The following is a 15,048-nucleotide window of genomic DNA, read 5'->3' as shown; positions in this document are numbered from 1 at the left end:
TTATTTCTTTTTGATAATTTGATTAGCGCCTTCAAGCCATTTTTCAGGACCACCAGCTACATAACCTGTGCTTCCTAAAGCTGTTAAATTCACTTTGCCTTCATCTGTTTTAACAGCACTTACAAACCAAACTGTAGGATAACCATTAACTTGTAACTGTTGTTGCAACTGAGCGTTTTGCATTTTTACCGCGTCTGTTTGTTCATTTTTTCTAGGAAAATCTAATTCAACTAAAACTACATTTTCTTTTGCCCATTTGATAAATTCTGGTGTTTTGAAAACTTCTTTTTGTAGACGAATACACCAACCACACCAATCAGAGCCTGTAAAGAATAAAAACATAGGTTTATTTTCTTTAATCGAAATATCGGTTGCTTTTGACATATCTGTATGCCATGTTAATTCTTCTTGTGCTTGAATTGACATGCTCGTCAAAGTTAAAAACGCTATTACTAAAATCTTTTTCATATTGTAAATTTATAAAACAAAATTAAGCAAATTGGATGCCAAAAAACATCAACTACTTAACTTCTTGCATTAATTTTTTAACTAGTGGTGAAATAATAATAAGCACAACACCTAAAATAAGCGCGTAAATAGCTAACTGTTCATAACCATCTGCATACAAAACTAATTTTTCCATGTTAGTTGCATTTTCAGAAGCTTCTGCAATATTAGCCCCTAAAATTCCAGCAAAATATTGGCCATAAGCGCTTGCTAAAAACCACATTCCCATCATAACGGCTTGGGTTTTTTGCGGCGATAGTTTGGTCATAGCACTCATTCCAATTGGGGACAAACACAATTCACCAAAAGTGATAACCAACCAACCTAAAGTGAATATCCCTAAAGATGTTTTTCCATTTAAATCGGCAAAAAATTGTGTGTAATAGAATACCCAAAAACCTCCTGCTAAAAACAAAAAGGCTAAACCAAACTTAATAATAGTATTTGGCTCAATTTTTCTCTTTGCCATCCACAACCAGACTAAACCAACTAATGCGGCAAAACCAATTACAAAAAATGAGTTCGCTGAATTATTAACTCCGTTTGGACTTAACTCAACTCCTGCAATTGTATTGTTCAAATTATTTGCTGCGAACAAACTTAAAGATCCTCCACTTTGCTCGAAAAATGCCCAAAAGAAAATAGAGAATATAATAAAAACTAAAGCCGCTAAAAGTTTCTTGTTTTCGGAAACTGAAAAATTCTTCATTTCATAGAACAAATACAAAATTGAAGCCGGCCCAATAAACATCATAAAATAATCTGTATACTTCGTATTAGCAACCATTACAATAATGATTGGAATTACTAGTAAAGATCCCAAATAAGTTGCAATTTCCAAACCTTTACGTTTTGAAGTTGCTACTTCTTGTAAAGGAGAAAGTCCAATAGTACTTAATGTTTTTTGAGTTTGTGTAAACGTCAATAAACTAATCATCATTACAATAGCTGCAAAACCAAAACCAACGTTCCATCTTAAATGTTCTGGAACCATAGATTGCCACATAGAACCCTCGGCAACAGCTATACAAACATAACCTCCTAATAATGCTCCTAAGTTAACTCCCATGTAGAAAAACGAGAATCCAGCATCACGTCTTGGATCACCTTCCTTGTATAATTGACCAACCATTGATGAAATATTTGGTTTAAAAAAACCTGTTCCAACAATGGTAAAACTAATTCCAATAAAAAATAAGTTCTTTGGATCGATTGCTAAAATAATACTTCCTAGAATCATTAGAATTCCACCCCAAAAAAGTGATTTTCTTAATCCTAAAATTTTATCGGCAAATAAACCTCCAATAAAAGTAAAAGCATACACCCAAGCTTGAGTTGCTCCATATTGTAAATTAGCCGTTTTTTCATCCATGGCTAAATGATTTACCATGAAAACCACCAACATTCCGCGCATTCCGTAAAAACAGAAACGCTCCCACATTTCGCTAAAGAATAAATACCAAAGTTGTTTCGGATATTTTCCTTTAAAGTCTTGTATTTGTTCTATTGTTTGCATCTTAATGAATTCCTTTTTCTTGCATTACTTTGTTTAATTGTTTCAATAAAACAAACATCAACATAGTTGCAAACATTAATAATCCGAAGTTAATCCAAAAGAAGTCTTGTTTGTTATCATAGGTATCCCAAAGACTTGCTAACACACCACTTAATTTGTTTCCGATAGAAGTAGATAAAAACCAACCGCCCATCATTAAAGAAGTAATATTGGTCGGGCTTAATTTAGAAACGACTGATAATCCCATCGGACTTAAGAATAATTCTCCAATTGTGATGACTCCATAATTAGCTACTAACCACCAAACACTTACTTTTTCAGTTCCATTTGCACCCATATTAACAGCAGCAACCATTACTAAAACAGATAAGGCAGAAATTAATAATCCAAATGCGATTTTGGTTGGGGTTGAAGGTTCTTTCTTTCTATTTCTTAAAAATGTAAAGAATGCCACAACTAATGGAGTTAAAATAATTACCCAACCTGGATTGATCGACTGACTTAAATTAGTTGCCCAAAGTGAAACTTTGGAACCTTCTTCTGGTAATTTATCTTTCGCTACGTTTCTGAAATAAACTGGATAATCCACTGTTTTTTGAACTTCACCATCTACTTTTTGAATACGGAAACTTGAATCATATAATTCAACTGTGTCTTTTTTGTATTCTACTTCTTTGGCTAATTTCAATCCATTGAAAACTGCTTGTGTATTCCCTGTGATTTCTCTGTCTGTATAACGGTCTGCCCAAGTTGTTAATGCGGAGCCATTTAATTTGAATACCGCCCAGAATAAAATTACTACGGCAAATATTGTTAATAATGCACCAATTGGCCTTTTATCTTCCACTTTGGCTTTAAAATATAAACTCCCGTAGAAAAAAATAACTGGAATACAAGCAAATATAAAGGCATCAGTACTATCTGAACCAAAAATGGCGCTATCTAAATTTATATCAGATTGCACCCCTTTGATTAACCATCCGATTATTCCAAATACAGCTGATGGAACTAAAATAAACAGTACAATTTTCCAAAAGGGCATATCGCCTGGTTGTACTCCTTTTTTTTCGGTTTGATTTCCGTAGTGTTTTGTTCCCAATAAGAAAACAATTACACCAATAAACATTCCTACGCCAGCTGCCATAAAAGCATATTGCCAACCAAGTAAAATTTGTAAAGCAGCCCCAAAGAAGTTACAAATAAACGCACCCACGTTAATTCCCATGTAGAAAATATTATAACCTTCGTCTTTTTTGTCTTTATATTTATCTTCAGAATAGAAGTTTCCTAATAATGTTGAAATATTTGGTTTAAAAAATCCATTTCCAACAATTACTAAAGTCATTGCAATGTAAAGCATTGTGACATCATGAATTCCCATCATGAAATAACCCGCTCCCATCATTAAACCACCTATTACAATGGATTTTTTGTAGCCCCAATATCTATCGGCAATTAATCCACCTATAAAAGGAGTTAAAAACACCAAAGCGATAAAAGTTCCATATAAATCCGATGCTTCTTTCTCGGTCATAGCGAATCCGGCTTCAACATCTTTAAGATATAAGGTAAAAATACCAATCATTAAATAGTAACCGAAACGCTCCCACATTTCAGATAAAAACAAGTAAGGCAATGCTTTAGGATGACTTTTCCACATAATTTATTGTATTAAAAAAACAAACCTACAAGGGTTTCTTGTAGGTTTGAAAGATATAAAAAATATTTTTATTGACAATTAGGTAATACCATTCATCATTTTTTTCAATCTAGGAGATAAAACGGCTAAAATAACAGCGGCAATTCCACATAAAACAACGAACACCATAAAGAATTCATATAAGTTATGAATTTCAAATCCTCCAAAAGAGGTATATTCCATTGGCAATTGTTCTTTTTCAAATAAGGCTACTTGTTCTGCTGTTAACGTAACTTTTTTATCTAAAACATCTTGAAGATTTACACCTAATGTTTCTGCTTTTTGAAATTTATCTCCTGTTGCTGGAATAATTGCTCCTAACGAGCCTGCTAAAGCATAACCTGCCGCATTAGAAATAAAGAAAACTCCATATAATAAAGAAGCAAAACGTTTTGGTGCTAATTTACCCACCAATGATAATCCGATAGGAGATAAACATAATTCACCCATTGTTTGGATTAAGTATAATAACATTAACCATTTGATTGCTAATAATCCAGAGTTACCTAAATCTTTTACATTATGTGCAATAATAAAATAACTCAAGGCGATTAAAGCCAATCCCATTGCTTGTTTTAATGGAGAAACTGGCTCTTTACCATTAGCTCTTAATTTATCCCATAATAAACTGAAAGGCAATGCTAACATAACAACGAAAATACCGTTAAAAATTTGCACCATTGATGGTGGCATATTCCATCCAAAAATATTCCTGTCTGTTTGGTTGTCTGCAATAAAAGTTAATGACGAACCTGCTTGTTCAAATGCCGCCCAAAAGAAAATAATAAAGAACGAAACAATATAAATTACCCAAATTCTCTGTCTTTCTACTTTGTTTTCAGCTGAACTCATAATTAAGTAAGCCAAAGCAATACCTGCAGAATAAATAAATGGATAAATAATTCCTTTAATCAATTGCCCCATTGCTACATCCGAAAATCCGAATTCACCCACTAATAAATATCTAAACACAAAGAATAAAGCTGCAAAAATTCCTATTGCTGTACCAACTGCTGTACCAGTAAATTTAGCAGTTTGTGTTTCTCCTTCTTCAAAGTCTTCTGCGCCATTATTTTTCGGCAAACCACCTATTGGTCTTCCTTCGGGTGTAACTACATATTTATTTTTCAACATGAAGAAAGTGATTGTTCCAATTATCATTGCAATTGAAGCTGCCAAGAATCCCCATTTGAAGGCAAAAATATCTCTAACTCCAGTTTCAGCGTCTTTAACATCTCCAACCCAAGGGCAAATAAACTGACCTAAGAAAGCTCCAATGTTAATCCCCATGTAGAAAATGGTAAAAGCTGAATCTAGTTTGTTTTTTTCTTGTTTTGGATACAAACTTCCCACCATTGATGAAATGTTTGGTTTGAAAAATCCATTACCAAAAATAATAATAAACAAAGCAATCCACATGAATAATTTTGCACTTCCAATGCTAGAATCAAATGTTGAAGCACTAATAAATAATAAGAATTGTCCTATTGCCATTAATGTTCCTCCTAACATAATGCTGTATCTATTTCCAATGTATTTATCAGAAATAAATCCTCCTAAAAGTGGTGTTAAATAACAAAGAGCTAAAAATCCACCATAAATAATGGCTGCATCTGCTTCTTTAATTAATAATGAATTTACCATGAACAATGTTAAGATTGCTCTCATTCCGTAGAAATTGAAACGCTCCCACATTTCGGTTCCAAATAAAACCCATAGTCCTTTTGGATGGCTTTGTTTAGCTGCTACTTCACTCATATAATTTGTTTTAGTTTATTGGTTTATTATAATTTTTCTTTAATGAAATTTGTCATTTTAGTGTACAATTGTAAGCGTGTTTTACCACCATAAATGCCGTGGTTTTTGTCTGGATAAATAGCCCAATCAAATTGTTTGTTCGCTTGAACTAACGCCTCAACCATTTTCATTGTATTTTGTACATGTACATTATCGTCAGCAGTTCCGTGAACTAACAAGAAGTTACCTTTTAATTTGCTTACGTGATTGATAGGTGAATTGTTATCATAACCACTAGCGTTTTCTTGTGGTGTTTGCATGTATCTTTCTGTGTAAATACTATCGTAATATCTCCAAGAAGTTACTGGAGCCACTGCAATTGCCATTTTGAACACATCAGCACCTTGGAATAAACAGTTTGACGACATGAATCCGCCATAGCTCCATCCAAAAATTCCGATTCTCGAAGCATCAACGTAATTATATTTTCCAATTACTTTTGCTGCATCAATTTGATCTTCTACTTCATACTTTCCAAGTTCTTTTTGTGTGCATTTTTTGAAAGCTGCTCCTTTGAAACCTGTTCCTCTACCATCTACACAAGCTACGATATAGCCTTGTTGTGCTAACATCATAAACCAATAATCATCAGCACCATTCCAATCGTTATTAACTTGTTGTGATCCAGGGCCAGAATATTGATACATGAAAACTGGATATTTCTTATTTGGGTCGAAATTTTTAGGTTTGATCATCCAAGCGTTTAATTGATGTCCTTTTTCTGTTGTTAAAACAAAAAACTCTTTTGGAGCAACATCATATTTAGCTAATTTTTGTTCAACTGCTTCGTTAGAAATAATTGTTTTTACAAGCGCACCAGTTTTTGAATTGTTTAATGTGTGTGTTGGTGCAACAGTTGCGCTAGAATAGGCGTTAATGAAAAATTGAAAATTAGGGCTAAATGTTGCGTTATTAGTTCCGGTTTTAGAAGATAACCTCACTTTTGATTTTCCGTCAATCTTAATAGCATAGACATCTCTGTTGATTGAACCATTTTCTACCGATTGGTAGTATATTATTCCTGATTTTTCATCAAAACCATAGTAATTAGTTACTTCCCAAGCTCCTTTAGTAATTTGTTTTTTTAATTTACCTGTCTTGTCATAATGGTAAATATGATTGAATCCATCTTTTTCAGAGGTCCAAATAAAGCTGTTGTCTTTTAAGAAAGTTAAATTGTCAGTGATGTCAATATAAGCGTTGTCTTTTTCGTTTAAAACAATTTTTGTATTACCAGTTGTAGCATCTACGAAGTGTAGATCTAAATTGTTTTGATGACGATTCATGACTTGAACACTTAATGTGTTTGCTTCATTTGTCCATTTTATTCTAGGAATATAAAAGTCATTATAATTTCCTAAATTGATTTTTTGTGTTGTATTCGTTTTTAAATCATAAATGTGTAGCGAAACAACAGCATTTTTTTCTCCTGCTTTCGGGTATTTAAAAACATTTTGAGTAGGATATAAACCTTCATTGTACAAATCCATTGAAAATTCTGGAACTTCTGTTTCGTCAAATTTGATGTATGCAATTTTGCTTCCAGAAATATTCCAATCGTATGCTTTTACAAATGCAAACTCTTCTTCATATACCCAGTCAGTAATTCCATTAATGATTGCATTTTTCTTACCGTCAAATGTTAGTGTAACTGTAGCATCCGAAATGTAATCGTAGACATATAAGTTGTTTTCAAAGCCATATGCGATTTTAGTTCCATCTGCAGAAAATGTTGGCTCTTGAATTTGTCTATTTGTGAATTTGCTTACTTTTCTTGTTGCAATGTCATAAACAAAATAGTCAGCTGTGAAAGAATGGCGAAAAATAGGATTTGAATTGGTTGCTATCAATATTTTCTTCTCGTTTTTGTCAAAAGAGTAGCTGTCAATTGAAGTAATTTCAGAATGATTTTTAGTGTCAAATAATGTACTTACTTTTTCTAAAGTAGCAAAATCATACAAATCAATTTGAAAACTTTTTGAAGCTCTGTCAAAATTTAACACTGTATATTGGTTGGTGTTTTTCATTGCATTCAATTCGTCCATTCCTTTGGTACGGAAGGCGCCACCCCAAATTTCTTCTAATGTAATTTTTTGTTGGGCAGTAGCTGATAATGAGCATGCTACAATAAAAAGTAGCGTAATAAGATATTTTTTCATGAGAATTATGTTCTAAAAAACACCAATTTTAGTGAAAATTTATCAAATAACCATATTTTTAACTTCATTTAATCAAGTTTTTAATTTTTTTTAATTATATTTATAAACGATATTTTAATAGTATTGAATGATATTACCCCTACAAAAAGATATTAGTTTATTATCAGGAAGCTTTGGTACTTCTTATTTTTATGTTGTTTTTTATGTTGTTATTTTAATTGTTTTTTTAGCAGCATTATTATTTCATCAATTACGAACTTCAAAAATTGATTTGACAACGTTTAAGAGTAAAATCACCAATCAATCTTCTCAAGAATACCAGTTTTACTTTCTTTATTTAGCTTTAATTTTTCCAATAACTGAAATTTTTTATACTTTTTTTAAAATAAATATTGATATTAACTTTTATTCAGGTTATTCGATAGGGGCAATTTGTATTTTGCTGTTTGCCTTAACCTCTTTTAAAAAAATTACAAAATATTCGAGTACCTTTTTTGCTTATTGTTTCTTGATTCTTTGGGCAATTATTAGCTATAATTTTTTTATTAAACCAGTCCATTTTATTCTTTTTTCTAAATATATTCTCATTTTATTCTTTGCGCTTTTTGTATTTAAAAGATTTACATATTACATCTATTTTGTGTTTGTGAATTTTCTTTTACTATTAGCGTTATTGTATCAAAAGCCTACAGAAACTTTTGTAATTATTGTGCTTTTGAATTGTCTTTTTATAACATTAATAATTCATTTGTCTCAATTTATAAGAAATGTAAAAAACAATGAAAAATTACTTTTTACGCAAGATATAATTGACAATACAAATTCGATTATTATTGCGACAGATAACTTAGGAAAAGTATTGTATTGCAACGAATCAGTGAGTAAAATATTAGGATATTCACCCGAAGAAGTTCTCGGAGATGCTTTTTGGACATTGACTGAAGATGCAGATTTTGAAGCGGGAGACTATAATCTTAAATTTAAACCTAACGCTGTTTATTTTAGAAAACTAAAGTGTAAAAATGGCGATTATAAGTTTATTCAGTGGACCGATTTTAAGCATACTAAAAACATTTATGTTGCAACAGGTCAAGATGTTACTTCAAAAATAAACTTAGAACGGAAATATGCAAATCTAATTCAAAACGCTAAAGATATTATTTATGAAAGTGATAAATATGGTACGATTACTTATGTAAATAAATTTACTTTAAAATTATCAGGGTATAGAATCGATGAAATTATTGGAAAAAATTACAGCTTTTTTATTCGTGCTGACTACAGAGAATCTGTTATGAATTATTATATTAACAATATTAATCAAGAAACAGATGAATATGATTTGTTAGAATTTCCAATCTTAAAGAAAAATAAAGAAGAGCTTTGGGTTTCTCAAAAAGTTTCTGTAAAAAGAGATGAGAACAACGAAATTATCGGATATTCATGCATTATTAGAGATATTACTTTTTCAAAATCTATAGAGATAGAAGAACAAAAACGAATGGAAGAAATTTCACGTTTAAATGCAGTTTCTAATCGTTTGTCTACGTTGAACTTTTTAAATTTTCCTGATTTAGAGTCTATAATTCAACATATTTGTAAAGAAACGGCGATAGGTTTAAATATAGACCGTGTTAGTATTTGGAAAAATCATATAGATAGTATTGAACTTCATAATATTTACGTTTATAATGAAGATAAGCATTATGCAGATTTAACATTGTATAAAAAAGATTTTAAAAATTATTTTGATACAATCAAGCATGAACCTATAATTATTGCTTCAGATGTGTTTTCTAATCCTGCTTTAAATGAGTTTTATGTTGATTATTTTCCAAAATATAATATTAAATCATTGTTGGATTTTCCAATATATATAGCAGGAGAATTGGAAGCTATTTTTTGTTTGGAAGCTACTAATGAAATTAGATATTGGTCAAATGAAGATATTAATTTTGCAAAAACCATTGCTGACATTATCGCTTTAGCAATAGAAACCACAAAAAGAAAAACCGCCGAAAAGCAAATTCTATATAAGAATGAAATTTTAACAGCTATTGCTACAGTAACAAGTAATTTGCTGATTCATAAAGACAAAAACAGCATTTTTGATAACTCAATAGAGCTAATCGGAAAAACATTAAAAGTTGACAGGTTATATTATTTTGAAAATGATGAAAAAACCAATCTATTAAGCCAACGTTTTGAATGGGTTTCTGAAACTGATTTGCAAGAAATTGATAACCCAGATCTTCAAGATGTTCCGCATGAGGCTTTTCCTGATTTTATGGAGAATATTTTGAGTAAAAAAACGTATAAAAACCTCACAAAAGATATTCCAGAAGGTGATTTTAAAAATATATTAATTAGCCAAGAAATAATTTCAATCTTGGTTATTCCGCTTTTTGATAACGATTTATTTTTAGGATTTATTGGGTTTGATGATTGTAAAAATGAACGAATTTGGACAGAAGAAGAAATAAGTATTTTGCAGACATTAGCTAATAACATTTCTTCAACAATTATTAGGATTAATAGCGAAAAAGCAATTGCAGAAAGTGAAGAAAAATTTAGATTATTAGCAAATAATATTCCTGCGTCAGTATTTTTAGTGAAATATGATAAAGCGCGCACAAAAGTTTATTTGAATGATGAAATAGAAAAATTAACGGGTTATCACCGAGATGATTTTATGAACAATAAAGTTTCATTGGTAGATTTATATCATCCCGATGAGGTAGAAGCTGTAAGAGAAAAAATAGAAAACGCACTTCATAATAAAAAATCATATCAAGTTACTTGTAGACTTCGAAAAAAAGACGGGACTTACGTTTGGATTGAAGAATATGGAGAAGGTGTTGTTATCAACAATCAACTAGCATACATTGAAGGCGTTTTAATAGATATTACTGAACGAAAAACGGCCGAAGAAGCTGTCGTCGCAAAAGAATTTGCAGAATCTTCAAATAAAGCAAAATCAGAATTTCTTGCCAACATGAGCCACGAAATCAGAACTCCTCTAAATGGAATTATAGGTTTTAGTAAGTTGCTTTTAAATTCTGAATTATCTGAAATTCAAAAGCAATATTTAGCAACGGTCAATCAATCTGCTGAAACCTTGCTAGACGTTGTCAATGACATTTTAGATATTTCCAAAATCGAAGCTGGAAAACTTATTATAGATAAAGAAAAATCTAGTTTACACGGCATAATCAATCAATCAGTTGATATGATGAAGTTTATGGCGCATCAAAAAAACTTAGAGTTAATTGTAAATATTCATGAAAATGTGCGTTGCGCAGTTTGGGTAGATGAAATTAGATTAAAACAAATTCTTCAAAATTTATTGAGTAATGCCATAAAATTTACACCTAAAGGCCAAATAGAAATAGAAGTAACTGCAACGGTAATTAATGATGATGAATCAAAGTTCAAATTTGCAGTTAAAGACACAGGCATAGGAATAAAAAAAGAAAACAAAGCAAAAATACTAGAAGCTTTTACACAAGAAGATAGCTCAACAACGCGAAATTTTGGCGGAACTGGATTAGGATTAACAATTTCAAATAGCCTCTTAAAATTGATGAATAGCAAACTTGAAATTTCTAGTAAACCAAATGTTGGATCTGTATTTAGTTTTGAATTAATTTTAAAAGCAGAGTTTTGCAATAATCATTTGGTTTTAGAAAATAATTACATCAAAAAAGCACTTTTAATTGAAGATAATCCATTGGTTTCTAGCATAATTCAAAAAATGTTGAGTGCTTATCAAATCAAATCAAAAAATATTAAACTTGAAAATTTAGATGAATTGTTATTCGCAGAAAAAAACAAATACCAACTTCTGCTTTTAGATTTAGAATACATAGGAAAAGAAAACGTATTGAGTTTACTAAAAAAGCTGGAAAAAGTAAAAAACATTATGGTTCTAGTAATGCAAAATTCAACATCAGATTTTCCAGATATTAATTATTATAAAAATGTTCAAAGCATAATTAAACCTGTTAAATTTAGTGTTCTTCAAAACTATTTTAATAAAATTACAGAAGAAAAACAATTGGCAAAAACAGCTGAAAACATTGATGTTAGTTATTTGAATGAAGTGAAGTTTTTAGTTGTTGATGATAATAAAATTAATATGTTGTTAACCAAAACACTCATTTTAAACAAATTGCCAAATTGTACTGTATTTGAAGCATCAAATGGATTAGAAGCAGTTGAAATTGCTAAAAAAGAACTTCCAGATATTATTTTTATGGATATTCAAATGCCAATTATGAATGGATATGAAGCCACAATTGAAATTAAAAAACACAATCCAAATAGCATTATTATAGCCTTAACAGCCGGAATTATTACTGGAGAAAAAGAAAAATGTATTGATATCGGTATGAATGATTTTATCATAAAACCAATAGATAAAAATTTATTTGAAGAAACTACATTTAAATGGATAAACAGCATTCATAATTAATGCAATTAGTATCTTTGCTTTTCATTTGATTATTACAACTGCTATGACTCAAAACGTAAAAGGGTTTTCAAAACTTTCTAAAGAAGAAAAAATAAATTGGATTACAAACAACTATTTTATCAATCCATTAGAAGCAAAAGAAAGTCTTACAAAATATTGGAATTCTGACGAAAATCTGCAAAAATTGCACGATGAATTTATCGAAAACACGTTGACCAATTTTTATTTACCTTATGGTGTAGCACCAAATTTTATCATCAACGGAAAAAGTTATACGATACCAATGGCTATCGAAGAAAGTTCGGTAGTTGCTGCGGCTTCAAAAGCGGCAAAATTTTGGGGTGAACGTGGGGGTTTTAAAACAACTATCATCAACACCGAAAAAATTGGTCAAGTGCATTTCCTTTTTAATGGAACTGCGGAAAAGTTAACTGCTTTTTTTAATCATATTAAAGAAAAATTCTTTTCAGATACTGCAGAAATCACCAAAAATATGCAAAAACGTGGTGGCGGAATTTTAGATATCGAATTGCGTGATAAAACACATGAAATCGCAAATTATTTTCAGCTGCATGCAACTTTTAATACAAAAGACAGCATGGGCGCGAATTTCATCAATACTTGTTTAGAACAATTTGCAAAAACACTAGAATCACAAGCAAATGATTTTGATGGATTTTCTTCTGAAGAAAAAAATGTACAAATCATTATGAGTATTCTGAGTAATTATGTGCCAAATTGTGTAGTTAGAGCCGAAGTTTCTTGTCCAGTTGATCGACTTTCAGAATCAGCAAGTATCGATTCAGTCGAATTTGCTCAAAAATTTGCAACCGCAGTAAAAATTGCAGAAATAGAACCTTATAGAGCTGTAACACACAACAAAGGTATCATGAACGGCATTGATGCAGTAGTTTTAGCCACAGGAAATGATTTTAGAGCTGTAGAAGCTGGAATCCATGCTTATGCTAGTAAATCAGGGCAATATGCAAGTTTGTCACATGTAAAAATTGAAAACGGAATTTTTACTTTTTGGATGGACGTTCCTTTAGCACTTGGAACTGTTGGCGGATTAACTTCTTTGCATCCATTAGTAAAATTCTCGATGGAATTATTACAAAAACCTTCAGCCGAAGAATTAATGCAAATTGTAGCTGCGGCAGGTTTAGCACAAAATTTTGCAGCATTACGATCGCTAACTACAACCGGAATTCAACAAGGACATATGAAGATGCATTTGATGAATATTTTAAACCAACATCAAGCAACAAAAGAAGAAAAACAAAAGGTATTAGATTATTTCAAAGACACAACAGTTTCCCATAGTTTAGTAATCGACTATTTAGAAAAATTAAGAAGTTAATGCAAAATCAAACATTTTACAGCAACGGGAAATTATTGCTCACAGGAGAATATGTTGTGCTTGATGGTGCAAAAGCATTGGCTGTTCCTACTCGGTTTGGACAAAATCTTGTTGTAAAAAAAGGGAGCAATCAATTAATAAAATGGGTAAGTTTTGATGCCGATGAAACAATTTGGTTTCAAGATACAATTACTTTTGAGGAAATAAAAAATAAATCACTTAACGAAACAAACGATAAGATAAAAAACACCTTAATAGAAATATTGTATCAAGCTTTCATGCAACAACCTGATTTTTTAACTACAGAAGGCTATGAAATTGAAACGCATTTAACTTTTCCAAGAATTTGGGGGTTAGGCACTTCTTCAACATTGATAAACAACATTGGACAATGGTTGCAAATAGATGCTTTTGAATTATTGAGCAAAAGCTTTGGCGGAAGCGGTTATGATGTAGCTTGTGCACAAACTAATTTGCCTATTATTTACCAATTAGAAAATGAAATTCCACATTTTAAAGCCATACATTTTAATCCACAATTTAAAGAAAACATTCATTTTGTGTATTTGAATCAGAAGCAAAGCAGTAAATCGGCTATTTCAAATTATTTGACCCAACGTCATAAAACTGGAAAAATAATTTCAAAAATAAACACTATTACTTACCAAGCAATTGACTGCAAAGAAGGGAAAGAATTTGCCAAATTAATGGAACAGCACGAAATTATAATGAGTGATGTTTTAGAAACCAAAACGGTTCAAGAAAAATTATTCCCAGATTTTAAAGGAGTTGTTAAAAGTCTTGGGGCTTGGGGTGGTGATTTTGTAATGGTATTATCTAAAGAAAATCCAAAAGATTATTTTCTACAAAAAGGATACACTACAGTTTTATCTTATGAAGAAATGGTGTTGCAATAATTATTCTAATTTTACTATCAATTCCTCAATTTCTTTTTTTTGTGCTTCATACTTTAATCGCAATGGATTAGCTTCTTTTTCAGAGCGATTGTAATAGATCATAGCTTTTTCAGCAAAAAATTTTTGATGATACACAGTTGCTATTGGAACCAATGGAAATTCTTTGTGAAACAACATTTCATAATAAGCCTGCCATTCGCGCTCGTTTTTATCTTGTAGCGCAATTTCTTTCGATTTTTGCTTCACGTGCATCATTTCGTGAGCGAGCAAATTAAGCATCAAAATTAATGGAAATTCAAAAGTGTTTTCAGGAATTCTAATAATTTGAGGGTTGCCAATTTCGCCTTCGGTTGTCATTAAAATAAAATCAGGTTTTGCAGCTTCTCTAAATTCAAAACCAGCAAAATTTGGATGTTCAATTTGATATATTTTTAATAGCCATAAAGCCGCTTCTTTCGTTAAGCCATGCTTGTGAAAGGTTTTTATAGTGAACTTTATGTCTTCAAAAGGCATCATTTTCAAGGGCAAGGTAAATGTGAATTACAAGAGCAAGTTCAATTTTGTCAAGTTGAACTTGTTTCAGCTTCTATTTTGTTTTTTGAACTTGCTCTTGCTCTTG

Annotated in this window: 9 protein-coding genes; 3 read left to right on the top strand and 6 right to left on the bottom strand. The window is 31.0% G+C overall.

The window, feature by feature from the left end; all coding sequences use genetic code 11:
* From G4L40_RS09435 to G4L40_RS09415, 5 genes are all read right to left on the bottom strand, one after another.
* Entirely contained in the window at positions 1-468 is a 468-nt protein-coding gene (locus G4L40_RS09435) for a thioredoxin family protein (protein WP_166236950.1), read from the bottom strand.
* A gap of 52 nt (positions 469-520) precedes the next feature.
* A complete protein-coding gene (locus tag G4L40_RS09430) occupies positions 521-2,023 on the bottom strand; it encodes a peptide MFS transporter (RefSeq protein WP_166236949.1) in 1,503 nt (500 codons plus the stop codon).
* 1 nt (position 2,024) lies between these two features.
* On the bottom strand, positions 2,025-3,683 hold the full coding sequence (locus G4L40_RS09425; RefSeq protein WP_166236948.1) for a peptide MFS transporter: 1,659 nt from the start codon (positions 3,681-3,683) through the stop codon (positions 2,025-2,027).
* Positions 3,684-3,761: 78 nt separating this feature from the next.
* On the bottom strand, positions 3,762-5,480 hold the full coding sequence (locus tag G4L40_RS09420) for a peptide MFS transporter (RefSeq protein WP_166236947.1): 1,719 nt from the start codon (positions 5,478-5,480) through the stop codon (positions 3,762-3,764).
* Between the two features lie 26 nt (positions 5,481-5,506).
* Positions 5,507-7,678, bottom strand: coding sequence for a S9 family peptidase (locus G4L40_RS09415; protein WP_166236946.1), 2,172 nt, complete (start codon positions 7,676-7,678; stop codon positions 5,507-5,509).
* Positions 7,679-8,426: 748 nt separating this feature from the next.
* Between G4L40_RS09415 and G4L40_RS09410 the strand changes: the two genes are divergently transcribed.
* The 3 genes from G4L40_RS09410 to G4L40_RS09400 are packed head-to-tail and all read left to right on the top strand — an operon-like array spanning position 8,427 to position 14,429.
* A complete protein-coding gene (locus G4L40_RS09410; protein ID WP_166236945.1) occupies positions 8,427-12,152 on the top strand; it encodes a PAS domain S-box protein in 3,726 nt (1,241 codons plus the stop codon).
* 43 nt (positions 12,153-12,195) lie between these two features.
* Entirely contained in the window at positions 12,196-13,512 is a 1,317-nt protein-coding gene (locus tag G4L40_RS09405) for a hydroxymethylglutaryl-CoA reductase, degradative (protein ID WP_166236944.1), read from the top strand.
* On the top strand, positions 13,512-14,429 hold the full coding sequence (locus tag G4L40_RS09400) for a GYDIA family GHMP kinase (protein ID WP_166236943.1): 918 nt from the start codon (positions 13,512-13,514) through the stop codon (positions 14,427-14,429). Before G4L40_RS09405 ends, G4L40_RS09400 begins: the two co-directional genes overlap by 1 nt.
* Here G4L40_RS09400 and G4L40_RS09395 read toward each other — a convergent pair whose 3' ends face one another.
* On the bottom strand, positions 14,430-14,945 hold the full coding sequence (locus tag G4L40_RS09395) for a hypothetical protein (protein ID WP_317163954.1): 516 nt from the start codon (positions 14,943-14,945) through the stop codon (positions 14,430-14,432). It abuts the gene before it with no gap.
* Positions 14,946-15,048: the final 103 nt, after the last annotated feature.

The sequence above is a fragment of the Flavobacterium celericrescens genome (assembly GCF_011392075.1).
Classification (GTDB): Bacteria; Bacteroidota; Bacteroidia; order Flavobacteriales; family Flavobacteriaceae; genus Flavobacterium; species Flavobacterium celericrescens.
This window is presented reverse-complemented; position numbering and strand designations above follow the sequence as displayed.

Coding starts and splice junctions, on each gene's coding strand:
- G4L40_RS09435 (WP_166236950.1), bottom strand. CDS start 468: ATGAAAAAGATTTTAGTAATAGCGTTTTTAACTTTGACGAGCATGTCA.
- G4L40_RS09430 (WP_166236949.1), bottom strand. CDS start 2,023: ATGCAAACAATAGAACAAATACAAGACTTTAAAGGAAAATATCCGAAA.
- G4L40_RS09425 (WP_166236948.1), bottom strand. CDS start 3,683: ATGTGGAAAAGTCATCCTAAAGCATTGCCTTACTTGTTTTTATCTGAA.
- G4L40_RS09420 (WP_166236947.1), bottom strand. CDS start 5,480: ATGAGTGAAGTAGCAGCTAAACAAAGCCATCCAAAAGGACTATGGGTT.
- G4L40_RS09415 (WP_166236946.1), bottom strand. CDS start 7,678: ATGAAAAAATATCTTATTACGCTACTTTTTATTGTAGCATGCTCATTA.
- G4L40_RS09405 (WP_166236944.1), top strand. CDS start 12,196: ATGACTCAAAACGTAAAAGGGTTTTCAAAACTTTCTAAAGAAGAAAAA.
- G4L40_RS09400 (WP_166236943.1), top strand. CDS start 13,512: ATGCAAAATCAAACATTTTACAGCAACGGGAAATTATTGCTCACAGGA.
- G4L40_RS09395 (WP_317163954.1), bottom strand. CDS start 14,945: ATGATGCCTTTTGAAGACATAAAGTTCACTATAAAAACCTTTCACAAG.